Consider the following 25,185-nt stretch of genomic DNA (forward strand, 5'->3'; position numbering starts at 1 on the left):
TTAGGGCGGCGGTGGGGACTACTTACGCGGTTCCAGCGTGGTCAGCACCAGGACTGTGGTGGGTGACCGTACCGAGAGGGTTGCGTACGGGTTGCCCTCGGTGGGCCAGCCGGTGAAGCGGGTGTCATTGAAGGCACCCCATTCCGGGCCGGAGAACAGCGGCACCAGCGGTGCGACGTCGTTGTACTCTTGCTGGAGCTTGTTGGCGATGTCCTTCTGCTTGGACTCGTCGGACTCTGCTGCAAATTCAGCCAGCAGGGCATCAGCCTTGGTGTCACCGAAGCGGTGGTAGTTGTCGAACGTCTTGGTTCCTACCGGCTTCACTGTTGCCGTGCCCATGGAGGTGTTGAAGTACTTGTACGGGCTGGGGTCGTTGGCGCTCCACACGATGCCGGAATCGAAGTCGCCCGTCTCGTAACCCGCAACCACTGCCGCCCAGTCCGGGGAGTCAACCTTTGCCGTGACGCCAACCTCGGCGAGGTTCTGCGAGATCACGTTGGCCACGGACAGCCAGTCGGAGGACGAGGCGCCCACGGAGATCTTGAACTCGAACGGCGAACCGTCCTTCAGTTTGCGCTTGCCATCAGCACCCTTGGCGTACCCGGCCTTGTCCAGCAGCTCGTTGGCTTTCTGCACATCCAGCTTGGTCCAGGTGCAGTTGTCCTTGACCTCGGAGTTCTTCCACTTTTCGTAGTTGCCGGAGAGGCCAGTGCAGTCGGCCGGCTTGGCGTAGCCGCTCATACCGATCTTGGTGACTTGCTCGCGGTCAACGGCCATGCTCAGGGCCTTGCGGACGTCAACATCATTGAAGGGAGCCTTGGCGGTGTTGAGCTGCCAGTTGATCATGGCGCCGGTTGCCGGGAACCAGTACTGGCGGTGTTCCTTGTCCTTGGAAACAAACGTCTTTTCGATGTTCGGGATGTACTGCGGGGCCCAGTCCACGTCCCCGTTCGCAGCGGCGAGGTTGGCGCCGTCGTTCCCTGCAAAAGCGAGCATCTTGATGCCGGCGATCTTCTGCTTTTCCGGCTGCCAGTAGTTGGGGTTCTTCTTCAGTACGAAGGACTGGGCCTGGAAGCTGTCCACCTCGGTGTACGGTCCGGTGCCCACGGGCTTGGCGTTGGGGTCCTTCTCCGGGTCGGCCAGCGCGGACCAAATGTGCTTGGGCAGGATGCTGAGCTGTCCGACGTCGTAAAGGGCGGGCGACCATGGCTTGTTGAAGTTGAACGTGACCTTGTTGGTTCCCTCGGCTGTCACGGTGTCCAGGTACTCGTAGCCACCCTTGATCTTCTTCTGAAGGCCGAACGTGTAAGCGACGTCGTCAGCGACGAAGGGCTGGCCGTCGGACCACTTCACGCCGTCACGCAGCGTGAAGGTGATCGATTTGCCGTCGTCGGCTGCCTTCCACTCTGTCGCGAGCCACGGCACCGTGTCTCCCTTGGCCGGGTTGAAGATCAGCAAGGACTCGTAGATGGATTGCTGGACCATCGGGTTGACGGTGGGCGCGAACGGGTTGAAGTTCTGCACGAACGTGCCCATGTCCTCACGCGGGATGGTGAGGAACGCGCTCGCGTTTGCTGCGGCGTCTGTGCCGGCGGTCTTGTTGACGGTGGCGGCACAGCCGGTCAGCAGCATCGCGCCCACCGCCAGTCCGGCCGCCGTGATGCGGGCAGACCTCAGGAATCGGGGTTGTGTCATGATGGTTATCTCTTTCCTATCTTCATCGTCCAAGGTGAAGGGGTGGGTAAGGGGTTTGCTCTTCGAGGTTGATTTCGCGGTCAGACCGAAGAGCGTTCTAGCAGCGGACAGTCGACCAATTGCTGGTCGGCAATGATCGGCTGTCCTGCTGTAAGAGCGGCGAGCGTCTGGACTCCCAGGGCTCCCATTTTTTGGAACGGCAAGGCAACGGTGGTCAGCTTTGGCCTCAGGTAGGCCGCAATGAGCTCCTGGTTGTCGAAGCCGATCACAGCGATGTCTCCGGGGATGGTCAGGCCCCGTTCTTTGATGGCGTCGTAGGCGCCCATCGCCATGCGGTCGTTGAGGCAGAACAGCGCGGTTGGCCTGTCCTTTTCCGGATAGCGGTCCAGGATTTGGCAGGCGGCGTCGTAGCCGCCGTCGGCCGTTGCGTATCCGGACACCACCAGTTCCGGGTCCAGCTCAAGTCCTGCGACGGCCAGTGCTTCGCGGGCACCTTCCAATCGCCCAACTGCTGCGGGAATGACCGGGTCAAGGTTGATGATTCCGATCCGGGTGTGGCCGGCTTGAAGCAAGCGCTCGACGGCTACCCTGCCACCCGCACGCTCGTCAGGAACGATCGAGGGCAGCTTTCCGTCCGCGTCGAAGCAGTTGATCAGCACGGTTGGTACTTCATTGGCACTCTGCGGAACGTGCACGCCCCGGTGAAAAGTGGCTGCGTAGAGAAGTCCTTCCACTCGTTGCTCCAGCAGCTTTTCAATGGCGGCATCTTCCAAGCCCTGGTTGGGTCCTACGGCATCGGCCTGGTCGGAGGGCGCGATGAGCAGGAACCGGCGATCAATCCATGCCTGGTCCTGGGCTCCTTTGATGATGTCGACGGCGAACGGTGCCGTCACGATCTCGGTGACGATCCCGTACCAATCACTGCGCTGGGATGCCAGCGCACGTGCTCCGGCGTTCGGGCGGTAGCCCAGTGCCTGCACGGCATCGTTGATACGGGTGCGGGTTTCCTCGGAGATGCTGGCATTTTCGCGGTTGCTCAGCACGAACGAGACTGCGGTCCGGGAGACGCCGGCATGCTTGGCGACGTCATTCATGGTGACTCCCCGCTGCCGCACAGCCGCGGCTTTGTTGGGGGTGGTGCTTTTCGCCATTGAATGCTCCGGGTCCTGGTTCTGATGCCTGTTGGAAATACGGATATTGGTAACGCGCGTTACTTGGAACGTGTGATTTAGGTTACGCGCGTTACTTGCTTCCTGTCAACGGATTTCTTTTTGCGCCACCTCCGCCCGATTCGACGACTCGCTGCGCAGAAGACGACTCCTACCGTCTTGCACGCAGCGAAGCATCGAATCGGGCCAGCTCCCTCGTCCAGCGCAGCCACCAGCCTGTCCCGCGCATTCACAAAGCCGGCACCGCGCTAGGCTTCTGCCATGGCATTGATAGCTCCCCGCGTTACAGCTGGCCTCCCGGCCGACGACGCCCGGAACCTGGCACGCTCCCTCCAGGACAGCAACGACATCACCGTGTTCGTCGATGGCACGGTCCACCGCCTCCCCGACCAGGCGAGGGACGCCGTCGTCGATCTTCTTGCGAGGCTGGGCCGCGGCGAAACCGTCACGGTCAGCAGCGTGGAGGAAATGCTCACGACGTCCCAGGCCGCGGAGCTGGCAGGCATCTCACACACTTACCTGCGCAATATGACCGACCGCGGTGAAATCCCCGTTGAGTACCGCGGCACGCACCGGCGAATCCGCCAGGCTGCGATCATGGAGTGGCTTGAAACCCAGAAGCGCAAGCAGGCCGAGACCTCCGTGGGAGATAAAGGCGAAGACAACGGCCGGGATGACGCCGGAAATGACGCACGCAGCGACTAAAAGCGTCGGAGTGATAAGGATCAAGCAACGATCCCAGCCAACGGGCCAGCACCTGATTACCCCGGGGTTACGCTTGTTTGGTGGGCAATTTCAAAGGGTGGCATATCGTGGCCGGGGTGGCCGCAATGGCCCTTGCCGCACCCTTGGGATCGGCCATGGGATTGAACTTCGTAGCCACCTTCATGTTTGCGTGCGTCGCGTTTGTCGCGGTCGCCATGTGGACAGAATCCAAGATCGCCCGACGCCGGGACGCGGCTGACGCTGCCGCCGCCCCCGACGCTTCGCGCGCCGCCGGCGACCCCGCCGAATCGGACGACGCCACACGGGATTAGCATGCGGGCGGGTCGAACAGCCCCAAACCCGAACCAGGGCTGTTTCAATAGCGGTATGGCTTCGACTTCCCGCTCCGTCGTTTGGCCCGCCGTGCACGATGAACGTCGTGCGCTGATCCACGATCTGGAACCGCTCCCCGAGCCACTCTGGGAGACGCCTTCACTTTGCCCGGGCTGGGACATCCATGACGTACTGGCGCACGTTGTGGACAGCGCAAAGACCACCCGTTTGGGCTTCCTCAAGCGAATGATTGAAGCCCGCTTCGACTTCGACCGCGACAACGCCGTGGGGGTGGAACGCGAAAAGGCCAAGGATCCCGGCGGCACACTGACGGCGCTACGCGCTGTAGTGTCCCGGACATCGGGACCACCGGCGGGGATTGCCACACGATTGGTGGAAGCGTTCGTCCATGGCGAAGACATCCGGCGCCCCCTTGGAATGACGCGCAACTATCCGGCCGGGCCGGTCGCGTTGGCTCTTGCCTACCAGGTCAAGACAACAACAAGGATCGGCGGCGGCAAGGAGATAGCCGCGGGCTGGCGACTGGTTGCCACGGACACCGACTTCCAGCACGGCGACGGCCCGGAGGTTCAAGGACCGGCCATTTCCCTGCTTCTCGCTGTTTCCGGACGGCCAGTGTCTGAGGACGAGCTAACCGGCCCCGGGGCTCCGGTATTCCTGGAACAGGCCCGGCCTTGACGGGGCGCCGAGGCAACAGGAGCACGTTACTGTCTGCCGACGTCGAGGCTTGCGGTCTAGGTGGTCGGATTCTCTGGACGGAGGGATCGCCTCCTCCGGGGACGCACGGGAGCGCGCAGCCCGCTTACATCCTTATCCACGGCATCGGCGTCTCACACCGCTACCTTGCGCGCCTTCACGGCGTCCTGGCAGGGGGCGCGCCCACCTACTCGCTGGACCTTCCCGGTTTTGCGGGTACTCCCAAGCCCGGGCGGCAACTATCCGTGGAAGATTACGGCGCGTTCATCGCAGAAGCACTGAAGGCCTGCGGCATCGAGTCGTACATCCTGGTAGGACACTCGATGGGCGTGCAGTTCGCCATTGAAGCGGCCCTCCATGCGCCTGAACGCGCCTTGCATCTTGTCCTCATGGGTCCCGTGGTTGACTCACGCCACAAGAACGTGGGGCGGCAGTCGCTGGCCCTGTTCCTGGATGGCCTTCTCCGCGAAAGCCCATCGTCCAACTGGATCGTGATCACTGACTATCTGCAATGCGGGCCCCGCTGGTACCTCACGGAGCTGCCCGTAATGATGAAGTACCCGACCGAAAAGCAGTTGGCTAAAATCCGGACTCCGGTGCTGGTGCTTCGAGGGAGCCGCGATCATGTGGCCGGGCCGGAGTGGGCGCTTAAGCTCTCCCGCGCGGTGCCCCAAGGGCGCCTCGTTGAAATCCCCGGAGTTGGACACGTCGCCCAGCACATGCGGCCGAAAGCTGTTGCGGACGCCATCATGAGCTTCGTCGCTGCCACCTCCCGCCAGAGTTAGGCACTGATGCAAGCACTCATGCACGACGGCGTAACCCGGCGTGGGTGCCCCTTGTTGGGTTTGCGACCTGGAGACTAGGCTGGCCGGGCAAGCACAAAAGTAAGTTTGCTTAGGAAGGGTGACCATGACCAGCTATGACCCTGAGGACGATCCCCGGACCTTCGGAGTTTCCGGCGACGCCGAGCCAGCCGACACGACAGGCGACACCGCTGGCGTCACTGCCGGCGACACCGACGATGTCCACACGGATCCCGACATGCGCCAGGACGAGGACGACGATCCCGCAGCTTCCGCCAACCCCGATCCCCTGGACGGCAACGTCACGGGACTCGAGCCTGGAGGCGGCGTACCTCCGGGCGAAACCCCACCGGCGGAGGGCAGCATGAGCAGCGACCAAGGACACGAAGAGTAGCTCGTCTCCAAGCCGCTATCCCGTCGCTGGCCAGCAACGCATGAGCGGGCCAGCAACGTATTAGCGGGGGCAACGTATTAGCGGCGACCCATTCCGGTTACGGCAGCCTCAGTATCTCCCCGAGGTCATAGTCAGCTGGCTCCTCCAGCTGCGAATAGGTACAGCTCTCCGGAGTCCGGTCCGGCCGCCATCGACGAAACTGGGTGGTGTGCCGGAACCGGTCGCCTTCCATGTAGTCATAGGCAACCTCGATGACGAGCTCGGGCCGAAGGGGAACAAAGGAGAAGTCCTTGCCGCCGCTCCACCGGCTTTGCGCGCCCGGCATCCGGGAACCAGTAGCGGCGGCATCTCCTTGGTCGGCCCACTGACCCCAAGGATGTTCGCTGAACTCCGTCTGGTATGGCTCAAGTTCAGCCACCAGGCTTTCGCGCTTGGCCATGGGAAAGGAAGCCACCACCCCAACGTGCTGCAGCTGGCCGGCGTCGTTATACAGCCCAAGCAGCATCGACCCGACAACCTTTCCCGTTTTATGCCAGCGGAATCCGGCTACCACGCAGTCCGCGGTCCGTTCATGCTTGGTTTTGAACATGACGCGCTTATTCGGTTGATACGTCCCCTCGAGCGGTTTGGAAAGTATGCCGTCAAGCCCGGCGCCCTCGAGCTGCACGAACCACTCCTGTGCTTGATCGAGTTCCGTCACCGCCGGTGTTACGTAAACGGGCGCCTCAGCCTTGGCCAGTGCCTTCTCCAAGGCGGCGCGACGCTCGGAAAACGGCTTGTCCATAAGGTTCTCGTCTCCCAGCGCGAGGATGTCGAATCCGATGAAGGAGGACGGGGTGCTTTCGGCCAGCATCCGCACACGGCTGTCGGCGGGATGGATGCGCTGCTGAAGACCCTCGAAATCGAGCCTGTTCCCAGTTATCAGGACGATCTCGCCGTCGATCACGCATTTGTCCGGGAGATTCTTCCGAAGGGCTTCCACCAGCTCAGGGAAATACCGTGTCATGGGACGTTCGTTTCGGCTACCCAGGATGATCTCATCGCCATCTTTGAAAACGATGGTCCTGAACCCGTCCCACTTTGGCTCAAAATGACCCACATCAGGGATCGAAGGAACAGACTTGGCAAGCATGGGCGAAATGGGCGGCATCACTGGGAGGTCCATACGACTATGTTCTACCTGCCGCCCGCGGCGGAAGCTAGTCTTGGGCCATGGATATCTTGGCCGTACTAGTGGCAGTGCTGGCAGCACCTGCCCTCATTGCGGCCCTTTGGTTCTGGGTCTTGCGCCAGAACAGCAAGGGTAAAGTCCGGCGCGGCGCCACGGGTGGGATGCTTGGTGTGGCAGACGAAATTTTCCGACCCGAGACCCATTACGCACACCAAGTCCAAAGGATCCAGTACGAGCTGCCAGCCCCGGCTCCGGCCCCGGAGCCTAAGTCCTAACGGGCCTTCGAGCCGGAAGGCGTCCCGCCCGTTACATTAATGTGACTTTGCTATGCCGCTCATGTACCGTCGAAGAGCGACCCTCATCTCCGCCGGGCCGCTTCCGGGTTGACGCCGAGCTCTGCCGCAAACCGGAATCCGCCAGACCCGCGGCAGAGACGGGGGACCCAGAGTTCCCGGGCCTGATTTTCCCTAGGCCCTTGGGGTGAAGCCGCCATGTGCGGCCGGACGGCCTCGTCCGAACCCGACAGCTAACCTCGCAGGCGTTGAGAGGCAACCACCATGTCCCCAACCATGGATCAGCCGCGCCGCGCCCAAATAGCGCGCGAGCGTACCCAGCCAACCGGACGCCGTCGGGCCCAACCCAGCGGATCCTCCACCAGCACGCCGGAAGCAGAAGCAGGTTTAGCAGACACGACGCCGGAACCCGCCACTCCTTCTATTCCCGCCTCTGCTTCCAATCCCCAAACTGCGGCACCCACTACGCGCGCGGCCGCTCGGGCGGCAGAGCGTGAACGGGCAGCCCAGGCAGCTATTTCTGCTGAGACAGTCCCCACTGAAACTGCTCCAGCAGAAACAGCACCAGCGGATTCTGCTCCAGCAGTGACAGCTCCGGCGGACCCTGCTCCCCTGGAGCCGGCAACTGCTGCGATTCCAGCTGTTCAGGCGCCCGAACCGGTCGCGTCCGAACCCGCAGCGAATCCCGAACCTGCCACCGCTGCCATCCCGATCGTTCAGCGGCCCGAACCGGTCGTGCCCGAACCCGCGGCGAATCCCGAACCTGCCACCGCTGCCATCCCAATCGTTCAGGCTAAGAGCCCCGCACAGCTCGCCGCAGCCGCGACCGCCGCCTCTGGTCTCGCAAGCCGGAAAGCCCTTCGCGCACAGGAATCCGGGAGCGGTACGGCCCGAAAGTCGGCAAGTGCTGGCGAAACCCCGGCAGGCGGCGCCCCTGCCTTCGGAGCTTCATCCTTGGGTGGGTCATCACTGGGTGGATCATCCTTCAGCCATGAACCACACGCCGTGCTCACCAAGGCCGCCTCGGTCAAAACAATGGGCCAGCGCATGGCAGTCGTCGCTGGGGCCTTGGGCTTGGTATTGACCGTTGGCACCATGAGCCAGGCCTTCGAGCTTCCCTTCTTCGGGCAGGAAACACCGGCCCAGGAAGCAAGCGACGCAAAGACGGGTAGCGACAGCAGGCAGTCAACTTCGGCTACCCCTGCACCCAGCTCGTCCTACGCCAGCGCCTCAGCGTCGTCGGCCACCAGCGAGGCCGGAAAGCCGGCAACCGTAGCAACGCAGTCGTCAGGAGAGGCACCCGACCAGGCGCCGTCGTCGTCCCTTCCGACTCCGCAAGTGTCACTCGCGGATCCTGTTTGGGTGCCTTCGGCAGTCCCGTCGGCTGTTGTTCCCGTCCCGGGCGTGACAACTCCTGTTCCAACCCAGCCGGCCCCGAGCCCGGTTCCGTCGGACACGGTCACCACCCCACCTGCCACGACGACGCCGACCCCCACCGGCACTCCGGCACCTACTCCAACACAGGCTCCGACACCAAAGCCAAAGCCGACCGGCAGTCCCAGTGCCACCACACCGTCCAGCGATTCACCCCTGGACCTGGACGGCATACTTGACGGCGCCACTGGGATCTTGAAATGAGCACGCGGCTTCCCAGGACCAGCGCGCACGTCGGATGGCATGGCCGGTACTGCAGCAGCAGCCGCACTGCCACCTTCCGCAATCGGATGGGCCGCTGGAGCTGCCAGCGGTTGCGCCGGGCCTAAGGAATCACAGCAACCGGAATCACGGCAACAAGACGAGGCGGGCACCCGGCCCTGAACTGCTCCACCCGGGTGCCTGCCTCTTTTGTTTCGTGTGTCGCTTGTTCCTGGCATCGATCGCTTCTATCCAAGCAGCCACGCAACCATAACCAACGCCCCGATGCACAGGACCGTTGTGCAGAGGATGACATCCCGGGCCATTGTCATCCCGCGTCCGTAGGGAGAAGCGAAAAGGAAGACGTTCTGTGCGGTTGGCAGTGCGGCCATGATGACGCTGGCCAAGAGGTGCTGACCCTCCAAGCCGAACACGAAGCGCCCCAGCGCCCAGACCACCACTGGCATGCCAGCCACCTTCAACGTGGTAGCAACTACGGTCTCCACGCGGCCATCGCCCTTTTGGAGAGGCGCCTTGCCAGCCAGCGACATGCCAAAAGCCAGCAGAACCATGGGGACGGCCGCGCCGGCCAGCATATCGATGGGTCTCTGAACGAGCTCCGGAGCCTCCCACCCCGTCAGGGCCATCACCACCCCCAGGCCCGAGGCGATAATCATGGGATTGGAGAAAGGCTGCAACAGCATCCGTTTCCACGAGATTCTCGTGCCGCCTGCCACGCCCAGGACGCTGAGGTAGAAGGGCGCCATGATCAGGAGTTGAACCAGAAGGACTGGAGCAACGTGCTGCGCCGTGCCCACTGCATACAACGAAACAGGAATGCCGATGTTGTTCGCGTTGGCATAGCTGCTTGCCATGGCACCAACCGCCGTTTCCGCGACCGGCCGCCGGAAGAACAGGAAGCTCAGCAAACAATAGAGAAGGCCTATGACGGTTGCCGACAGGAGCGCAAGAGGGGCGTCGACGCCGAGGGCGGCACGAATGTCGCTTCCACCTACCACCGTGAACAGCAGTGCAGGATTGGTGATGTAGAAAGCCGTCCGGGTCAGTGCGCTTTGTACATCCTGGGCCAGCACTTTGTAGCGGGCGGCGAAGTAACCCACCGCGATGACCGAGGCGACGATGAGGATCCCGGACACAACGCCGCCCACAGTGCTCCTAAGAATTGGTCAGAAACCGTTTTCTCAGCGTAAGCGACGCCTGGAGGACTGTCCAATTCCGGCCGTTCCGCAGCACACGTTCTACAACACTCGGCGGCCCAAAAGACTCCGCGGCCCGAAACACTTGGCGGCCCGAAACCCCGGATATTCGCTAGATCCGGGGCCGCGAAGCCCAGCGCTGTGCCTTCAGTGCAGCGTGCAACTCGAGCCTGATGGCCCCGCTCAACGGATCAGCTCCGATGAGTTGGCGGATCCGGCCAAGGCGGTTGTAGATGCTGCTCCTGTGCAGATGAAGTCTTGCTGCGACGTCCTGCACTGAGCTGTCGTTGTCATAGAGCAGTTCCAGCACGGGCAGGAGTTCGCCGTTCTTGTCCTGGTCCTCCAACGTCCGGAAATGAACGGAGCCCGTGTCATCCCAACCGCCCGGCGCCTGAAGTCGATCGAAGAGTTGATACACGCCCACCGCCCGGCTCTCCACCAGTTCCCCCAGGGGCGGATCCACGGCTGCGGCCTGGGCTGCCACTTTCGATTGCCTGTAGGCGCCCGCCAGTTGCCGGATAACCTGGAACGGCTCACTGATGCCCAGGATCACCCGGTCCACTTTGCGGCCAGCCCGCTTTGCAAGCTCCAATTGATAGTGCACCAGAACCTGGGCGTGATCAGCCCGGCCACCGGATTCGCGGAACAGGACAACGGAATGGGTCTCCGTCCCGGCGCTGAATAGCGCGGCGTTGACACCAATGGTGGACTGCAACGCTGCTGTTCGGTGCGTTAGCGTTGCGGCAATGGGGTCGACGTCGGTTCCGCCGCCATCCGCGTCCAGGATGGTCACCAGTTGCCAAGGACCGCGGCCTTGGATCTCCTTCCAACCGGCCACCGCTGCCACTGCATTCGATTCGCCTGTGCAGGCCGCCAGAAACTCCTGCTCCCGCCTCCTTCTGAACTCCGATTCCGCGGTGTTTGAGTCCAGCAACAAAGCAGCCAACAGGTCCAGTTCGTCACGTACGCCGGGCAGTTCGGCGAGTATCGCCGTCGCGGTTTGCTCCTCAAGGTCCTGCTGCACCCACAAGTAGCCCACCCGGAAACCGCGCACCAGCAGCGGGACGCAAACGCGGCCGAGCATGCCCAGCTCGTCGTTCGCCGGAACAACAACCGGTCGCACCGCCGTCGCGATGCCGTGGGAGAGCTGCCAGGCACTGACATCGCTTGGCACGCGTTTGCTCAGGAGGAAGTTCACCCTCACGCGGTCTGCGTGCGATTGGTTGGAACTGTAGGCGAGGAGGACGCCGTCGAGGTCTTCCAGGGACAGCCCCCTGCCAAGCTTGAGCGCCACGCGTTCAACGATCTCCTCGACGTCCTGCTGCATCCAGAAAGCGTACCAACATCAGGCGACACCTGACGCTCCAGACCTCGACAAATGTCGAAGCGCATAGCAAGAATTCCTTGAATTTCCGCGGTTTCCATTCAGGCGGGCTCCAAGATCCATGTCGCCTGCCTCACAGCCGGACTTATTCTGGAATCACAGCCCACAGCAAATATCCGGCCGAAAAAGCCGCAAACGATGGAGCCAGCAAATGATCATCGGCGTCCCCAAAGAAATCAAGAACAACGAGTTCCGCGTAGCCATCACGGCCGCAGGTGTCCACGAGTTCCGCACTCACGGACACACCGTTCTGGTTGAGAGGGGTGCGGGCCTGGGCTCTGGCATCACGGACGAGGAATACTCGATCGCGGGAGCTGAAATCGTTGCCGACGCGGATGACGTCTGGGGCCGCGCGGACATGGTCATGAAGGTCAAGGAACCCATCAAGGCCGAGTACCACCGCTTCCGCAAGGGCCTCATCCTCTTCACCTACCTGCACCTCGCCGCCGAGCCCGAACTCACTGCCGAGCTCATCAACTCCGGCGTCACGGCCATCGCCTACGAAACGGTGCAGGAAGGCCGCACCCTTCCGCTGCTCGCCCCGATGTCCGAGGTCGCAGGCCGCCTGTCCGTGGTGGTCGGCGCTTCCTCGCTGATGGCACCGGCGGGCGGCAAGGGAATCCTCCTTGGCGGCGTACCGGGCGTCCGTCCGGCCAAAGTTGTTGTCCTCGGTGCCGGTGTTGCCGGAACCAACGCTGCCGCCATGGCGCTGGGCCTCGGTGCCGATGTCACCATCATGGACATCAACATCAACCGCCTGCGGGAACTCGACGCCCTTTACCAGGGCCGCTTGAAGACCGTGGCATCCAACGCCTACGAGATCGAGAAGTCAGTTGTCGACGCAGATCTCGTGATCGGCTCCGTCCTGATCCCGGGCGCCAAGGCTCCCAAGCTGGTCACCAACGAACTCGTGTCCCGGATGAAGCCGGGCTCGGTACTGGTGGACATTGCCGTGGACCAGGGCGGTTGCTTCGAGGACACACACCCCACCACCCACCAGGAACCGACGTACAAGGTCCACAACTCGATCTTCTACTGCGTTGCCAACATGCCTGGCGCTGTTCCGAACACGTCCACGTACGCACTGACCAACGTCACCCTGCGCTACGCCGTGGCACTGGCCAACCTGGGCGTCAAGGCCGCATTCGACCGCGACCCCGCCCTGGCCGCCGGCCTCAACATCGCCGCAGGCCACGTGGCACACCACTCGGTTTCCGAGGCGCACAACCTGCCCCTCGTTGCCGACTGGCACAGCGTGGTTACCGCCTAGGCTTTGCCCTTGCGGCGGTGACAAGTCGCCGGCCCGCTGTTCCGTTGCTGTCCAGCAACGGAATAGCGGGCTTTGCACGTGCTGGGCAGCAAACCCGTGCTGGGCAGCAAATTGCCGGGCAGCAAACCCGTGCTCTAGCCGTTGCCGGGGGCGACTGGTTCCTCAGGGACCACGTGAGTGGGAACCGGCACAGGGATATCCGATTGCCGAAGGGTCGGCGGGGTTACGTTGGGGGCCTCGATGCCCGGCGGCGTGATGGGTGCTGCGGGAGTCGGGATGCTGATGTTGCCGGGCTGACCATTCCCGGGGAGCCTGGGTACTTCGGGCGTTCCCCCGTTGGGAGCCTTGGGTGAATTGGAATGTCCGGACGCGCCATTGGTGCCCCCTTGAGGCTCCTGGCCCGGGTTGGCGCCATTTCCCGAGGTGCCATTGCCCCCGGGGTTGCTGCCGGATCGGTATGGGGTTGCCGGAGTCACGGTGCGGCCACGCTCCTGCTCGGAGGGGGAACCAGGATTATGCCCCGATCCATTGCCTGATCCCGGCGTGAGCTGCGAAACTACTGAGCCGATCGTCGAGCCCAGATGTTGGAAAGCACCCGGGATGCCACCCTCGGAAGCAGCCGCGGCCGTAGCGCCGCCTGCCAATGACACTGCCACAGCGAGCCCGGCGATCGCAGTGCGCCGCTTACGACGACGGCGGGCCGCGAGTTCGTCAACGGAAGTTAAGTCAGTGGATCCTTCGACGGACGCAAGTACCGCCGTCGATGCACCCGCCGTGGCGGAGGCGACCTCCGCCGTCGTGCTTGTGCCGCTGGCCGCCCGGCCGCCGATCATCAACGCGCGGACGGCCGCAGAGGGCGGCGGAGCGGTGCTGGCGAGGGAGCGCAGTTCAAGAAGTTCGGCACGGATGTCGCGGGCGTCGTCGAATCCGGAATCGGCCAACAGACGGTCAATGGCCTGCTCGCCTGTATAACCGTCGGCGCCACCGGTCCGTCGTCCGGCCGGGGTGATGTGTTCACTCATGGTGTGCCATTCCTTCGTAGTGCACTTTTCCTCAGTGCACTCAATGCCCTGCGCTGCAGTTGTTTTATTGCCCCTTGGGATTTGCCCATAATGGCCGCCGTTTCTTCCACGGAGAGGTCAGCCACCACCCTCAATGCCAGGACTTCGCGATGATCTGCGGCGAGGTCCTCCAGAAGTTCCGTGACGCCCAGGCTGCCGCGGCCAAATGCCTGGTCCTCTGCCGAGGGCGCTTGCCGCGCATCGAGCTCAACCTCATACGGAGCTGAATCCGGGGTCCGTTCACGCTTGCGGTAATGGTCCACCATACGCGCGTGCGCGATCGAGAACAGCAGGGTCCTGGCGCCTTGGAGGCCGCCCTGCAGATCCGGCAGCTTCGGATACAGGGCGAGGAAGACGTCCTGCGTCACGGCCTCGGGATCGTCCACCCCGCGGGCGCGGAGGTAGCCGAAAACCGGGCCGGAGAACTGGTTGTAGGCATCGGTGAAGAGCAGAGCGGGATCGTCATTGTCCGTCTGCACATATTCATCAGCTAATGGGTTTAGCACCCGTGGATGCCTCCATCCCGCGCAGCGCAGCGGCCTCTCTGGAGCACCCTCCCCGGTTCTTTCCCGGGGTCAGGACATCCGTTGCCACTGCCGTCTGTTACGTACTCGACCGTCCGTAAAGTGGTGGGGCTCCCCGTACCAGACGAAGGAGCCCCACCCTTAAACCGTAACCGCTGAGCGCTTAGCGGACCGAATCGAGGCCTGCACCGGGAGCGGTAGGAACCTCTGTGGGGACCTGCGTCGGCAGCGCGGGAGCAGCCGGTGTTGCAGGGACAGCGGGGACAGCCGGGGCGCCGTCCGTTCCCGGAACAGCCGGGACAGCCGGAACGGCCGGCACCTTGGCTGCAACGGAAGCGTCAGCGTTTGCGGATCCGTCAGCCTTCAGACCGGCAGCCTTGCCGGCGTCGACTACTGCCTGGCAGTGGGCTTCAACGTTGGCTTCGCCGCCTGCGGCCACAACCAGGGACTTGAAACCGGGGACCTTGGTGTCAGCCTTGAGGCCACCGTTGATGAAGGCAGTGCAGAGACCGAAAGCTTCAGGCGTTGCGGCGACGGCGTCTTCGGCCTTGGACTTCGCAGCGTCAACAGCGTCCGTTGCCTTGTCTTCGCCAGTCTTGGCGGCGTCGGTAGCCTTTGCCTGGGCGGTCTCGACGGCGTCAGTCGCCTTGGCCTGGCCGGCTTCGGCCGCTTCTGCCGCCTTCGTGGCGAGCGGTGCAGGTGCGCCGACGAGGTCGTGGGCGCTCTGCTGGATTTCGGTGGGAAGCGCGCCATTGAAGGCAGCGACACCGGTTCCGCCGGCAGCTACGGCTCCGGCAGCCAGGACGCCGGCGGCGACTTTGCTGGTGGCAAGGACAGTGAACAAGGACATAAAAGCCTCCGACAAACGATGTGGGGATTGCCCCGGCAGCGTTTGGGTCGCTGCCGGATGATCAGCGTGCGGACGTGGCCCACACACCCTCTACATCGTTCCGGGCACCGCTGAGGTTACGCCTTCCTCAAAAAAATGTTTCCGGGCAGGACCTGCCTGAACAAATCCACGCTTAGGAAGCCAATGCCCTGGCCTGTTCGATCAGCTTCAGCACCGCCACTGAGTCGGCCGGATCCACAGGTGAGGGAAGCGCGGAGGCCGCACCGCCGTCGTCGATCTTTTCGGCGAGGAGGCGATAGAACTCCTGATAGGCCCCGCGCTCGGTGGCGACGGTTCGGCGCTTGCCGTCCAACTCAAGGGTCCCGTAGTTTTCGGCAGGTTCGACGCCGTACTCGGCGGCCGTCGGCAGTCCACCGCCCAGAATAAAGGGCTCCTGCGGATCGGTGCCGAACTTAACAAAGCCGCCCTTCGTGCCCAGCACGCGGAAGCGGGGGCCGTGGAGGTGGCTGTTGAGGTTCAGGGTCACGTGGCTGACGACGCCGGATTGGTGCTGGAGCGCGATGAAGACGTCGTCGTCGGCCTTCTCCTGCGGCCGTCGGGCTGTGATCTCGGCATAGGTGACGTGCGCGGGTCCGAAGAATTGGAGGGCCAGGTCCAGCACGTGTGCACCGAGGTCGAACAGGACCCCACCGCCGTCCCCGGCAGTTGCGCTTGCCTTCCACGCTTTCGCGATCTCCGGCGCCCAGCGCTCCATTCCCGCTTCAAACCTGGTCACCGCACCCAGCGTCCCGGCGTCGAGCAGTTTCTTAAGCGTGAGCGCGTCTCCGTCCCAGCGGCGGTTCTGGTAGACGGTGAGGACACGGCCCGCTTGCGCGGCGAGTTGGATCAGCTCCTCACCTTGGGCACTGTGGACGACAAACGGCTTATCGACGACGACGTCGAGCCCGGCTTCCAGCGCGGCTTTCGCCAGCGGATAGTGCGTGGCGGGCGGTGTGCCAAGGACGACGAGATCCAGTTCGCCGGCTAGCGCCAGGATGTCCTGCGGCGTGCTGACTACCTTTGCCTGCGGGTATCGTTCAGCGGCTCTGGCCTGTCTTTGGGCGTCGGATGTTGCAATGACGGCAAGCTCATACGAACTGTTGCTTGCAATGAAGGGCGCATGGAACACGCTGCCTGATAGCCCAAAACCTGCGATGGCGGTGCGAATCGGCCTGGAAGTCATGCCCCAAGGCTAATTCAGTAAACCTCCCGGCGGTGCGCACTGCGGAAGGTCAGGACGTGAGAGAACGATCGGGAAAAGGCGGCAGGATGTGAGAGAACGATCGGGAAAAGGCCGCAGGACGTGAGAGAACGATCGGAAAAGGCCGGGAGCCGCCCTGAACCGCTGAACAGTTCAGGGAAGCTCCCGGCCTCGTTGTGTTTAGGTCCTAGGGCAAAGCGTTACTTCTTGGCGCCCTTTTCCCAGCCGAGAGTGGTCCAGTCCGGAACGTTGGACAGGCTCTTGAACAGGGACGGTCCATAGTTGGCCAGGCCCGTACGTACAAACTGGATCTCCGGGCCGTTGAGGACGGTGCCCATGGAGAAGTACTTCTCCATGTGCTTCTTCTCTACGTCCATGGCCGCCTTGTTGCGCTCCTTGTCATCCGCGATGGTTGCCAGGCGCTTGATCTCGGCATCCAGCTCAGCGTCGCCCAGGCCGTTCTCGTTGGTGGTGGAGTCATAGAACTGCTTCACGGCGTCGGTTGCGTCTGCACCCACGGTGTAACCGGAGATGGTTACGTCGAACTCGCGGCCACCAATGACCTTGCCGAAGTCGGCGTCTCCGCGCTGATCGATGGAAACATCCATGCCCGCTGCCTTGAGCTGGTTCTGCAGGGTCTGCGACGTTGCCGCCGTGGTGGGGTCGTCTCCGAAGTTGGTGATCTTGAAGGAAACAGGAACACCGTCCTTCGCCATGATGCCCTTGTCATTCGGGGCGTAGCCGGCATCGGTCAGGACCTTCTTGGCCTGCTCAGGGCCGGTTTCCTTCACGGGGTAGTTGTCCTGGTAGTACTCGGAGAATGGCATGAGCATCATGGAACCCGAGCTTTCCTCGGACCAGTTCAAGCCGTTGAAGCGGACATCGCGGATGGCCTTGCGGTCCACTGCGGTGAAGATTGCCTTGCGTACGGCCACATCGGTAAGGGCCGGGCGCTTGGCGTTCAGGTTGAGGCCACCTGCGAACAGGCGCTGGCCGCGGCGGATATCGGAATCCTTGGTACCTTCGAGCTGCTTGTAGCGGCCCAGGGTACGGCCATTGGCTGCGTCGATTTCACCATTCTTGAACGCGGCAATCGTGGCGCTCGGCTCCATCTGGCGCCAAACCACCTTGTCAAGGACCGGCTTCTGGCCCCACCACTTGTCGTTCGGAACCATGGTCACCGTTTTTGCGGTGGTGTCGTAGTTTTCAATCTTGAACGGGCCGGCCATCCACTCGGGGTGCATGTTGCCTGCAAAGCCCGTGTTGAAAATTTCAGGCGTGTTGATTGCCGGGTGGATCAGGCCGAAGAAGAGACCTTCCAAAGGGAAGACGGGCTGGGTGGTGGTGACAATGACTTCTTTGTCGTTGGCGCCGGCCTTGACCGAGTCCACGAAAGCGTAAGCGCCCGCCGAAACGATGTCGATCGACTTATCGTCGCCCTTGAGCATCTTCCACGTGTTCTCAAAGGTCTTGACGTCGATCGGCGTTCCGTCGTTCCAGGTCGCCTTGTCATTGACCTTGATGGTGATGGTCTGCTTCCCATCCTTGACTTCGCTCTTGACGTCTTCGCAGAAGTCCTTGTTGGGCTCTGCTTTGCCGTCGAAGTCCAGCTTCCAGCAGCCACCGATGCCGCCGCTGTTGATGGAGGCCGTATTAACCGGAGTCATCAGCGCAGAGTTGTCTGCGCTGTTGCCCACATTGGAGAAGCCGTTAAAGTCAGGGCCAATGCTGCCTATGGCAAGGGTGACAGTGCCGCCCTGCTCCAGGTCCTTGGCTTCCTTGGCATTAACGCTAATGAGCTTGCTGATGTCACCGCCAGCTTCTTCGGCCTTCTGGGAGGCCGGACCCGACGGCGTTCCCCCGCCGCAAGCGGTCAGCATCAGTGCAGCTGCAACTGCTACGCCGCCGATCGTCGTGTACTTCTTCATGGTTTGCCCTTCATGTTTACGACTGGAAATCTTTACGAATTGAATACAGGGTTCAATCAATGAGTCATTTGTCGTCAGGCATGCACCACCAGCATGTCGGCATCTATTTCCCCGTCCGGGAAGAAGCATGCAAACTCCTGTTGACCTTCTGAAGCAAGTGGCGGCTCCAGAGTAAGGCACTTCTCCTGCTTGGCGGCAGGTAGTGCGGCGAATACCGGGCAACGCGTTGCGAAATTGCAACCCTTTGGCGCATCAAGCGGGCTGGGAAGGTCGCCCTGCAGGATGATGCGTTCACGCGTGCGTTCCAGATTGGGATCGGGTACCGGGATCGCAGAGAGCAGGGCTCTCGTGTAGGGATGCCGCGGATTGTCGAACACTTCGTCCACGTCGCCGGTTTCCACGATCTTGCCCAGGTACATCACGGCCACGCGATCCGAGATATGGCGGACCACGGAGAGATCGTGGGCAACCATCAGGTAGCTCAGGCCCAGTTCGGCACGTAGCTGGTCCAGGAGATTGACAACGCCGGCCTGGACGGAGACATCCAACGCAGAGACCGGTTCGTCCAGCACCACAAGTTTCGGATTCACTGCCAGCGCCCGCGCAATGCCGATGCGCTGGCGCTGGCCTCCGGAGAACTGGTTGGGGAAACGGTTGACGTGGTCCGCCTGCAGGCCCACGAGCCGCATGAGTTCCATAATGCGCTTCCGGACGGCGGCCTTGGGCATGCCCAGGTTTTCCAGCGGTTCGGCCAGGACTTCGTACACCGTGAAGCGTGGATCCAGTGCACCCGTGGGGTCCTGGAACACCATCTGCATTTCCTTGCGCATGGCCATCTTCGTCCTGGCGTCGGTGGCAACCTTATTGCTGACGCCGCCGATGACCACTTCGCCCACTTGGTCCGGGTGGAATTCCATGATTTCCAGGAGCGTGGTGGTCTTGCCGCAGCCGGATTCGCCGACGATCGAGAGGCATTCGCCTTCGCGGATGTCGAAACTCAGCCCGTCAACGGCCTTGACCGTGCCGATCCTGCGCTTGATCAGCGCGCCCTTGAGGAGTGGGAAGTGTTTCTTCACGTCCTTCAGCTCAAGGACCTTGTCCCGCTCAAGGCGAGCCACGCCGTCGAACTTTGAAACGGGCTTGGGCGGCGCCTGGAAAATCTCGTGGACGTCCGCGTCGCCCGATAGCTGGTCCGTTTTGATGCAGGCTGCCCTGTGGCCTTCGGAACCCGGCACCGAAAAGAGTTCGGGCTCGCCGTGCAGGCAGGCATCGCTGGCCAGCGGGCAACGCGGCGCGAACGAGCAGCCGGTTACGGGAAGCGTCAGGTTGGGCGGCGTGCCTTCGATCGGAACCAGTGACTGTTTGTTGGCGGTGTCAACGCGGGGAACGGCGCCGAGGAGACCCATGGTGTACGGCATCCGAGGGTTGTAGTAGATGTCCTCCACAGTCCCGGTTTCCACCGGCTTCCCTGCGTACATCACCATGATGTCGTCGGCCATGCCCGCCACAACGCCGAGGTCGTGCGTGATCATGACGACGGCGGCGCCGGTCTCCTCTTGCGCGGTGTGCAGGACTTCCAGCACCTGCGCCTGGATGGTGACGTCCAACGCCGTCGTCGGTTCATCGGCGATGAGCACACGTGGATCGTTGGCGATCGCTATGGCGATCATCACGCGCTGGCGCATCCCCCCTGAGAATTCGTGCGGGAAGGCTTTCAGCCGGTCCTTGGGACTGGGGATGCCAACCATCCGCAAAAGTTCGACGGCGCGGGCTTCTTTGGCCTGCTTGCTCATGGTGGGGTTGTGGACGGTCAGGGCCTCGATGATCTGGTTCCCGACGGTGTAAACGGGGGTCAGCGACGATAGCGGATCCTGGAACACCATGGCGATGTCGCTGCCGCGGTGCCTGCACATGGCTTTGTCGCTGAGGCCCAGGAGTTCCTTGCCCTTGTAGCGCACCGAACCGGAGATATCAGCAGTCTCGGGGAGGAGTCCCATGATGGCCATGGACGTCACGGACTTTCCCGATCCCGATTCGCCCACGATGCCCAGGGTCTTGCCTGGCATGAGGTCGAAGTCCACGCCGCGCACTGCGTGGACAACACCGTTCTCGGAATTGAAGCGGACGTTGAGGTCCCGGACGCTCAGGACGGCGTCGCCGGGGGCGTAGAGTCCAGCGTCGCGAAGCCGCTCTGCGGGGGTGTGGGAGATGTTGGTGCTCATTTGCGGGTCTTCTTTACTGTTCGTGCTGTGGTCCGCTTCGCGCGGCCGATCGAACTGGAGCTGGGGTCGAAGGCGTCGCGGAGGCCATCGTTCATCATCGCGAGCGAACCGGTCAGGAGGAACATGACGGTCAGCGGAACCCAGAACATCCACGGGAACGAGGACACCTGGCCGGTGGCCTGGCCGATGAGCACACCCAGGCTCACATCGGGGAGCTTGATGCCGATGCCGATGAAGGAGAACGCCACTTCGGCCAGCACGGCACCGGTGATACCGCGGGTGAAATCGAGGACCAGCAGCGAGCCGATGTTCGGGACGAGGTGGCGCCACACGATCTTGCGGGACGGGACACCCATGTACTTGGCGGCTTTGACGTAGTCCCGCTGCATGAGGGACATCGATAATGAGCGAACCAGGCGGGCCGTGCCCATCCAACTGAAGAACAGCAGCACGATGATCAGCAGGAGCCAGCTGGGAAGGTCCTTGAGTCCGCCGCCCCCACTGGTGGCCACGGCGACCACAAGGATGGCCGGCATCATGATGAGGGCTTCAAGGATGAACAACATCACGGCGTCCACTTTGCCGCCGAAGAACGCCATGGTGCAGCCGTAGACGGCGGAAATCAGGACAGATACGCCGCCCACGATCAGGCCGATGAAGATCGAGATCCGAGTGCCTTCAACGATGAGCGCCATGAGGTCGATACCTGCCTGGGACGTGCCCAGGAAGTGATCCGGTGATGGTCCCATTCCGATGTTGAGGGGATCAATCGTGTCCTTGTCCCAGGGCGTCAGGAACCCGCCGAACAGGGAGAAGAGGAACAGCGCCAGGAAGATGAACAAACCGGCGACGGCGGTACGGTTCCGCATGAAGCGACGGAAGATAATGCGGGTCTTGCCGATAACGACGTCCTGGTCGGCAACCCTGGATTCGTCGATTTCCGCGATGGGGTCAATGATGTTCGTCATTACTGGACCCTCACTCGCGGGTCGACCAGCGTTGTGGCGAAATCGGCAAGGATGGCACCGATTGCGAAGATCACTGAGCCGTAGGCCAGCGTAGCCGTGGCGACGTTGACGTCCTGAAGCCCGATTGCCTGGATACTCCACAGGCCGATGCCTGGCCAGGCGAATATCGCCTCGGCAAAGAAGCCACCGGTAAAGATCGCGGGGATGGTGAAGGCGATGCTTTGCGCCACGGGAATGAAGGAGACCCGCAGGGCATGCCGTCTGATGGCTTGGTTGCGGGTGAGGCCTTTTGCCCTGGCCGTGCGGACAAAGTCGGCATTCACGTTGTCCAGGAGATACTGCCGCTGGGCGATCTGGTAACCGGCCCAGCCGAAGATGGTCATCGCAAAGGTGGGCACGGCGTAGTGGGCCACGAGGTCAACGAAAGCCGGCCAACCCGGCTCGATCCCCGGCGTCGAAATGCCGGTGACGAAAAAGATGCGCTGGCCTACGGTTTCGTTGACGCTGATGGCCCCCAACTGCACCAGGAAGTAGGCGATCGGCGCGGGAAGGATGTGCACCAGGTAGCTGTAGGACGTGATGACGCGGTCCTGGTACTTGTACTGCCGCGCTGCTGAATAAACGCCGAGCGCGACGCCGATGATCAGCGTCAGGATGATGGAGGCGATAAACAGCCTTGTGGAAACAAGTACCCGGTCAGCGAATTCGGCGTTGACGAATGCCCCGTTTGGGCTGCGGCCCCAGTCCCAGCGGGTAATGATGCCGCCGAGCCAGCCAATATAGCGTTCCCAGGGACTGGCGTCAGGGTCCAGTCCAAGGCCACGGAAGGAGGCTGCCACCTGTTCCGGGGTTGGCCGCGGGATCTTCTCCTGTTCCAGGACCGCCGGTTTGAGCGTTGATACTGCCAGGAAATAGCCCGCGCTCGTGGTCAGGAAGATCATGATCAGGTAGATGCCCGACCGCTTCGTCAGATATTTCAGCATGTCGGGCGGCTGCCCTGGATCGTGGCAAAGCTCAATGCTCGTCCTTCCGCGGTTCCCGGCTGTGGCCGGCGTCAGCTACGAATTGGCATGAAGGGTGATCGCCCCCCAGACCCCTCCACGTGAACACCGCCCTTTTATGGCATGGGTCACATTCAAGAGGAAACTACCACAATAACTGCTTCACGTTTCGCTCAAAGAGGCCCCGTTTCAAGCCTGCAGCCAGATTGTTATCTGTATTCGCGTCACGATCCCGACGTCCGCGGCACTGTGGCGCTTACGGCCCTACTCTCGTAGGTGAGCTAGGAAGATCGCATGAGGCGCGTGACGAGTTCGCGCCACGAGTCCGTGAGCCTCTTCGGCGAGATGCCGTGAACCCTCACGTCGTTGACGATTCGTTCCGGATCCAGCGCGGAAAGCAGTGACATCGCCATGACCCACGGATCCGCGATGCCGGCCTCCCGCAGCAGGACCTCTACATGTCGGTGGGCAAGGACGGTGGCCGGCACGTCAAAGCGATTGCGGGCATTGGTTGCGGCCGCTTTGAGGAGCTCACCGTTTTCCAGGACGAAGTAGATCCGGCCCTCGCCGAAGGCCACCAGGCGCTCGCTCGGCGTCGCGCCCGGGCCCAGTGGTGGCGGACCAAACATGAAGCCGCGCTGGAATTCAGATTCAGAGTCGCTCAGAAGGGTCATCATCAGGCCGGCCCGGCTACCAAAGCGGCGGAACACGGTTCCCTTACCTACTTTGGCCTTGCAGGCGAGCGCGTCCATCGTGAGCGCTTCTACTCCGAACTCGTCAACCAGTTCGCGGGCAGCGCAGAGCAACCGCTCGCGATTCCGGGCGGCATCGCTGCGCTCATGCGGCGGACCGAAGGGCACGTCCGGCTGGATTGGGATCGAGCTCACAAGAAACATTCTAGACCCGGGAATAGAAACCGGACCGCAGTCCGTTTAGTATCAGTGAAGGTCCCAACACTTACAAAGGAGACACCATGTCAAAGAGCACCGTTCTTACCCTCGTCGGCAGCCTCCGCGCTGATTCCCACAACAAGAAGCTCGCCGAAGCCATCCAGCTGAACGCACCGGAGAACGTCGAAGTCCAGATCCACGATTCCCTGGGCACCATCCCGTTCTACAACGAGGACATCGACGTCGAAGGCCAGGTTCCCGCCGAAGCTGCGGCCCTGCGCGCCGCTGCAGCAAACGCCGACACCCTTCTCCTCGTCACCCCCGAGCACAACGGCACCATGCCCGCATCGCTGAAGAACGCCATTGACTGGCTGTCCCGCCCCTACGGCGCCGGCGCACTCAGCGGCAAGCCGACCGCCGTCGTCGGAACCGCTTTCGGCCAGTTCGGCGGAGTCTGGGCACAGGACGAGGCCCGCAAGGCTGTCGGGATCGCCGGCGCCAAGGTCCTTGACGACGTCAAGCTGGCCGTCCCGGGTTCCATGATCCGCTTCGCTGAACTCCACCCGAAGGACGACGCCGAGGTTGTCGAGCAGATCAAGGCTATCTTCGAGCCCCTGACTGCCGTTCAGGAAGAAGAAGCCGCAGCCTAGCCTTAGCGCTTTCGTTGCCCCCGCTCCGCGCCTGCGAATTTTCAGGATGGAGCGGGGGCATTTGCGTTTCCCGTGTCTACGGGACGCAGCGTGATCAACTCTTGTCCGAACCGTCACCGTAGCGGCATTTTGCTCCAAGTCACACGGGCCTAACGTTGAACTACAGGTGGACGGACAGGAGCGTGGGGCTGTCATGCGTGCCGGGCGGAGGCCAACAAGTACGACGGCGATCCCGGCTGCCTGCCTCGTGCTGGGTCTGCTGCTGGCCGGCTGCACTTCGGACCCGGGTCGTTTGCCATCGCCCGAGGCTGGTTCGCCTGTTCCCGTGGCGGGCCCCTCGAGTTCGGCGCGTGATGGCAATGCTGCCGCGGATGGGGCCTCCGGCGCTCCGTCTCTGCCGTCCACGACGACCGGGGGCACTGCGGACCGTGATTCGACAGCCGAACCTTCCAGCACTTCGGGCCCTGGGGGCGGGGGCAGTTCCGGCAGTTCCGGCACGGGTACCCCTGGCATTGGGGCGACCGAAACGCCCAAGCAAGGCGACGCCGTCGAGCCTGTACCCGTCGCTACGCCGAGCCCTTCACCGACGGCTGTTGCTCCCGTCGCCCGGGCTGCGACCGTACCCCAGGACCTGAATTTGGGGCCGGCTGTCTACTACGTTGCCGTTGACGACGGGGGCTCAAGAGGTGTCCGCTTCGGATGCAACGACAGCCTGGTGCCTGTCCGGGGCGCCCTGGCGCCCGGCGACCCTTTGACGCTGGCCCTGAGCCGCCTGCTGGAAGCCGGCATGCCCCTGGACACCGGCGCGGGCCTCTACGATTCGCTGGCTGATTCCTCGTTGCACTTCGCGTCGGGATACGTCAGCGGAGCAACCGTGGTGGTGAATTTGAGTGGAACGCTGCGCCCCGGAGGAGTCTGCGACATCCCGCGCATTGAAGCCCAGTTGACCCACACCATCGTCTCCGCCAGCGGAGCATCCCGGGCCGAAATCTACATCAATGGCAAGACTTTGGCTGAGGCGCTGAGCCTGCGTTAGTGCGGTTACTGCAGTCAGTGGGGTTAGTG

Annotated in this window: 24 protein-coding genes and 1 riboswitch; of the genes, 10 read left to right on the forward strand and 14 right to left on the reverse strand. The window is 62.7% G+C overall.

Going from position 1 to position 25,185, the window contains the following annotated elements; all coding sequences use genetic code 11:
- Positions 1–18: 18 nt before the first annotated feature.
- A complete protein-coding gene (locus AC6I99_RS20575) occupies positions 19–1,695 on the reverse strand; it encodes an ABC transporter substrate-binding protein (RefSeq protein WP_497944132.1) in 1,677 nt (558 codons plus the stop codon).
- A gap of 80 nt (positions 1,696–1,775) precedes the next feature.
- Positions 1,776–2,846 carry a LacI family DNA-binding transcriptional regulator gene (locus AC6I99_RS20580; RefSeq protein ID WP_497944131.1) on the reverse strand — a complete coding sequence of 357 codons (1,071 nt, stop codon included), beginning with the start codon at positions 2,844–2,846 and terminating at the stop codon, positions 1,776–1,778.
- 279 nt (positions 2,847–3,125) lie between these two features.
- Here AC6I99_RS20580 and AC6I99_RS20585 point away from each other — a divergent pair, with 279 nt between their 5' ends.
- From AC6I99_RS20585 to AC6I99_RS20605, 5 genes are all read left to right on the forward strand, one after another.
- The gene (locus AC6I99_RS20585; protein ID WP_309928158.1) at positions 3,126–3,569 is read left to right on the forward strand and encodes a helix-turn-helix domain-containing protein; all 444 of its coding nucleotides are present in this window, start codon (positions 3,126–3,128) and stop codon (positions 3,567–3,569) included.
- Positions 3,570–3,649: 80 nt separating this feature from the next.
- Complete coding sequence (locus AC6I99_RS20590) at positions 3,650–3,901, forward strand: hypothetical protein (protein ID WP_224165694.1); 252 nt, start codon at positions 3,650–3,652, stop codon at positions 3,899–3,901.
- Positions 3,902–3,956: 55 nt separating this feature from the next.
- The gene (locus AC6I99_RS20595; protein WP_497944130.1) at positions 3,957–4,601 is read left to right on the forward strand and encodes a maleylpyruvate isomerase family mycothiol-dependent enzyme; all 645 of its coding nucleotides are present in this window, start codon (positions 3,957–3,959) and stop codon (positions 4,599–4,601) included.
- Positions 4,598–5,404: an alpha/beta fold hydrolase gene (locus AC6I99_RS20600; protein WP_497944129.1), complete on the forward strand. Its 807-nt coding sequence runs from the start codon at positions 4,598–4,600 to the stop codon at positions 5,402–5,404. The genes AC6I99_RS20595 and AC6I99_RS20600 overlap by 4 nt, the downstream gene beginning before the upstream one ends.
- A gap of 124 nt (positions 5,405–5,528) precedes the next feature.
- Positions 5,529–5,816, forward strand: a complete 288-nt coding sequence (locus AC6I99_RS20605; protein WP_224165697.1) for a DUF6480 family protein — start codon at positions 5,529–5,531, stop codon at positions 5,814–5,816.
- A 97-nt stretch (positions 5,817–5,913) separates the two neighbouring features.
- Here AC6I99_RS20605 and AC6I99_RS20610 read toward each other — a convergent pair whose 3' ends face one another.
- Entirely contained in the window at positions 5,914–6,981 is a 1,068-nt protein-coding gene (locus AC6I99_RS20610) for an ATP-dependent DNA ligase (protein WP_309928166.1), read from the reverse strand.
- Between the two features lie 47 nt (positions 6,982–7,028).
- Between AC6I99_RS20610 and AC6I99_RS20615 the strand changes: the two genes are divergently transcribed.
- Positions 7,029–7,262 (forward strand): hypothetical protein, encoded by a 234-nt coding sequence (locus AC6I99_RS20615; protein WP_224165699.1) that lies wholly within the window; start codon positions 7,029–7,031, stop codon positions 7,260–7,262.
- A gap of 129 nt (positions 7,263–7,391) precedes the next feature.
- Positions 7,392–7,542, forward strand: a riboswitch (cyclic di-AMP (ydaO/yuaA leader).
- A gap of 2 nt (positions 7,543–7,544) precedes the next feature.
- Entirely contained in the window at positions 7,545–8,918 is a 1,374-nt protein-coding gene (locus AC6I99_RS20620) for a hypothetical protein (RefSeq protein WP_497961662.1), read from the forward strand.
- 245 nt (positions 8,919–9,163) lie between these two features.
- Here AC6I99_RS20620 and AC6I99_RS20625 read toward each other — a convergent pair whose 3' ends face one another.
- Both AC6I99_RS20625 and AC6I99_RS20630 read right to left on the reverse strand, forming a co-directional pair.
- Positions 9,164–10,084 (reverse strand): AEC family transporter, encoded by a 921-nt coding sequence (locus AC6I99_RS20625; protein WP_497961664.1) that lies wholly within the window; start codon positions 10,082–10,084, stop codon positions 9,164–9,166.
- A 160-nt stretch (positions 10,085–10,244) separates the two neighbouring features.
- Positions 10,245–11,459, reverse strand: coding sequence for a PucR family transcriptional regulator (locus tag AC6I99_RS20630; protein ID WP_497961665.1), 1,215 nt, complete (start codon positions 11,457–11,459; stop codon positions 10,245–10,247).
- A 208-nt stretch (positions 11,460–11,667) separates the two neighbouring features.
- Between AC6I99_RS20630 and ald the strand changes: the two genes are divergently transcribed.
- Positions 11,668–12,786, forward strand: coding sequence for an alanine dehydrogenase (gene ald / locus AC6I99_RS20635; protein WP_216926266.1), 1,119 nt, complete (start codon positions 11,668–11,670; stop codon positions 12,784–12,786).
- A gap of 134 nt (positions 12,787–12,920) precedes the next feature.
- Here the strand turns inward: ald and AC6I99_RS20640 are convergent, their stop codons facing one another.
- The 9 genes from AC6I99_RS20640 to AC6I99_RS20680 form a co-directional block, all read right to left on the reverse strand.
- Entirely contained in the window at positions 12,921–13,808 is an 888-nt protein-coding gene (locus AC6I99_RS20640) for a hypothetical protein (RefSeq protein ID WP_497961667.1), read from the reverse strand.
- The gene (locus tag AC6I99_RS20645) at positions 13,805–14,353 is read right to left on the reverse strand and encodes an RNA polymerase sigma factor (protein WP_497961668.1); all 549 of its coding nucleotides are present in this window, start codon (positions 14,351–14,353) and stop codon (positions 13,805–13,807) included. The genes AC6I99_RS20640 and AC6I99_RS20645 overlap by 4 nt, the downstream gene beginning before the upstream one ends.
- A gap of 181 nt (positions 14,354–14,534) precedes the next feature.
- Positions 14,535–15,221, reverse strand: coding sequence for a hypothetical protein (locus AC6I99_RS20650; RefSeq protein WP_497961670.1), 687 nt, complete (start codon positions 15,219–15,221; stop codon positions 14,535–14,537).
- Between the two features lie 172 nt (positions 15,222–15,393).
- On the reverse strand, positions 15,394–16,443 hold the full coding sequence (locus AC6I99_RS20655; protein WP_497961672.1) for a Gfo/Idh/MocA family protein: 1,050 nt from the start codon (positions 16,441–16,443) through the stop codon (positions 15,394–15,396).
- A gap of 218 nt (positions 16,444–16,661) precedes the next feature.
- Positions 16,662–18,389, reverse strand: a complete 1,728-nt coding sequence (locus AC6I99_RS20660) for an ABC transporter family substrate-binding protein (RefSeq protein ID WP_224093255.1) — start codon at positions 18,387–18,389, stop codon at positions 16,662–16,664.
- Positions 18,390–18,463: 74 nt separating this feature from the next.
- Positions 18,464–20,611: a dipeptide ABC transporter ATP-binding protein gene (locus tag AC6I99_RS20665; RefSeq protein ID WP_497961674.1), complete on the reverse strand. Its 2,148-nt coding sequence runs from the start codon at positions 20,609–20,611 to the stop codon at positions 18,464–18,466.
- A complete protein-coding gene (locus tag AC6I99_RS20670) occupies positions 20,608–21,579 on the reverse strand; it encodes an ABC transporter permease (RefSeq protein ID WP_309928177.1) in 972 nt (323 codons plus the stop codon). Before AC6I99_RS20670 ends, AC6I99_RS20665 begins: the two co-directional genes overlap by 4 nt.
- Positions 21,579–22,562: an ABC transporter permease gene (locus tag AC6I99_RS20675; protein WP_224093251.1), complete on the reverse strand. Its 984-nt coding sequence runs from the start codon at positions 22,560–22,562 to the stop codon at positions 21,579–21,581. The genes AC6I99_RS20670 and AC6I99_RS20675 overlap by 1 nt, the downstream gene beginning before the upstream one ends.
- 299 nt (positions 22,563–22,861) lie before the next feature.
- Positions 22,862–23,467, reverse strand: coding sequence for a TetR/AcrR family transcriptional regulator (locus AC6I99_RS20680; RefSeq protein WP_224165709.1), 606 nt, complete (start codon positions 23,465–23,467; stop codon positions 22,862–22,864).
- An 86-nt stretch (positions 23,468–23,553) separates the two neighbouring features.
- Between AC6I99_RS20680 and AC6I99_RS20685 the strand changes: the two genes are divergently transcribed.
- Both AC6I99_RS20685 and AC6I99_RS20690 read left to right on the forward strand, forming a co-directional pair.
- Positions 23,554–24,120: an NAD(P)H-dependent oxidoreductase gene (locus AC6I99_RS20685; RefSeq protein WP_224093246.1), complete on the forward strand. Its 567-nt coding sequence runs from the start codon at positions 23,554–23,556 to the stop codon at positions 24,118–24,120.
- Between the two features lie 166 nt (positions 24,121–24,286).
- Positions 24,287–25,156 (forward strand): GerMN domain-containing protein, encoded by an 870-nt coding sequence (locus tag AC6I99_RS20690; protein ID WP_497961676.1) that lies wholly within the window; start codon positions 24,287–24,289, stop codon positions 25,154–25,156.
- The last annotated feature ends 29 nt before the right edge of the window (positions 25,157–25,185 follow it).

Source organism: Arthrobacter sp. TmtSoilC77, assembly GCF_059739415.1.

Bases quoted from the DNA above. Each gene is read 5' to 3' on its own strand.
- AC6I99_RS20585 (WP_309928158.1), top strand. From the start codon at position 3,126: ATGGCATTGATAGCTCCCCGCGTTACAGCTGGCCTCCCGGCCGACGAC.
- AC6I99_RS20580 (WP_497944131.1), bottom strand. From the start codon at position 2,846: ATGGCGAAAAGCACCACCCCCAACAAAGCCGCGGCTGTGCGGCAGCGG.
- AC6I99_RS20575 (WP_497944132.1), bottom strand. From the start codon at position 1,695: ATGACACAACCCCGATTCCTGAGGTCTGCCCGCATCACGGCGGCCGGA.
- AC6I99_RS20620 (WP_497961662.1), top strand. From the start codon at position 7,545: ATGTCCCCAACCATGGATCAGCCGCGCCGCGCCCAAATAGCGCGCGAG.
- AC6I99_RS20655 (WP_497961672.1), bottom strand. From the start codon at position 16,443: ATGACTTCCAGGCCGATTCGCACCGCCATCGCAGGTTTTGGGCTATCA.
- AC6I99_RS20630 (WP_497961665.1), bottom strand. From the start codon at position 11,459: ATGCAGCAGGACGTCGAGGAGATCGTTGAACGCGTGGCGCTCAAGCTT.
- AC6I99_RS20610 (WP_309928166.1), bottom strand. From the start codon at position 6,981: ATGGACCTCCCAGTGATGCCGCCCATTTCGCCCATGCTTGCCAAGTCT.
- AC6I99_RS20670 (WP_309928177.1), bottom strand. From the start codon at position 21,579: ATGACGAACATCATTGACCCCATCGCGGAAATCGACGAATCCAGGGTT.
- AC6I99_RS20665 (WP_497961674.1), bottom strand. From the start codon at position 20,611: ATGAGCACCAACATCTCCCACACCCCCGCAGAGCGGCTTCGCGACGCT.
- AC6I99_RS20605 (WP_224165697.1), top strand. From the start codon at position 5,529: ATGACCAGCTATGACCCTGAGGACGATCCCCGGACCTTCGGAGTTTCC.
- AC6I99_RS20685 (WP_224093246.1), top strand. From the start codon at position 23,554: ATGTCAAAGAGCACCGTTCTTACCCTCGTCGGCAGCCTCCGCGCTGAT.
- ald (WP_216926266.1), top strand. From the start codon at position 11,668: ATGATCATCGGCGTCCCCAAAGAAATCAAGAACAACGAGTTCCGCGTA.
- AC6I99_RS20595 (WP_497944130.1), top strand. From the start codon at position 3,957: ATGGCTTCGACTTCCCGCTCCGTCGTTTGGCCCGCCGTGCACGATGAA.
- AC6I99_RS20660 (WP_224093255.1), bottom strand. From the start codon at position 18,389: ATGAAGAAGTACACGACGATCGGCGGCGTAGCAGTTGCAGCTGCACTG.
- AC6I99_RS20640 (WP_497961667.1), bottom strand. From the start codon at position 13,808: ATGAGTGAACACATCACCCCGGCCGGACGACGGACCGGTGGCGCCGAC.
- AC6I99_RS20650 (WP_497961670.1), bottom strand. From the start codon at position 15,221: ATGTCCTTGTTCACTGTCCTTGCCACCAGCAAAGTCGCCGCCGGCGTC.
- AC6I99_RS20675 (WP_224093251.1), bottom strand. From the start codon at position 22,562: ATGCTGAAATATCTGACGAAGCGGTCGGGCATCTACCTGATCATGATC.
- AC6I99_RS20615 (WP_224165699.1), top strand. From the start codon at position 7,029: ATGGATATCTTGGCCGTACTAGTGGCAGTGCTGGCAGCACCTGCCCTC.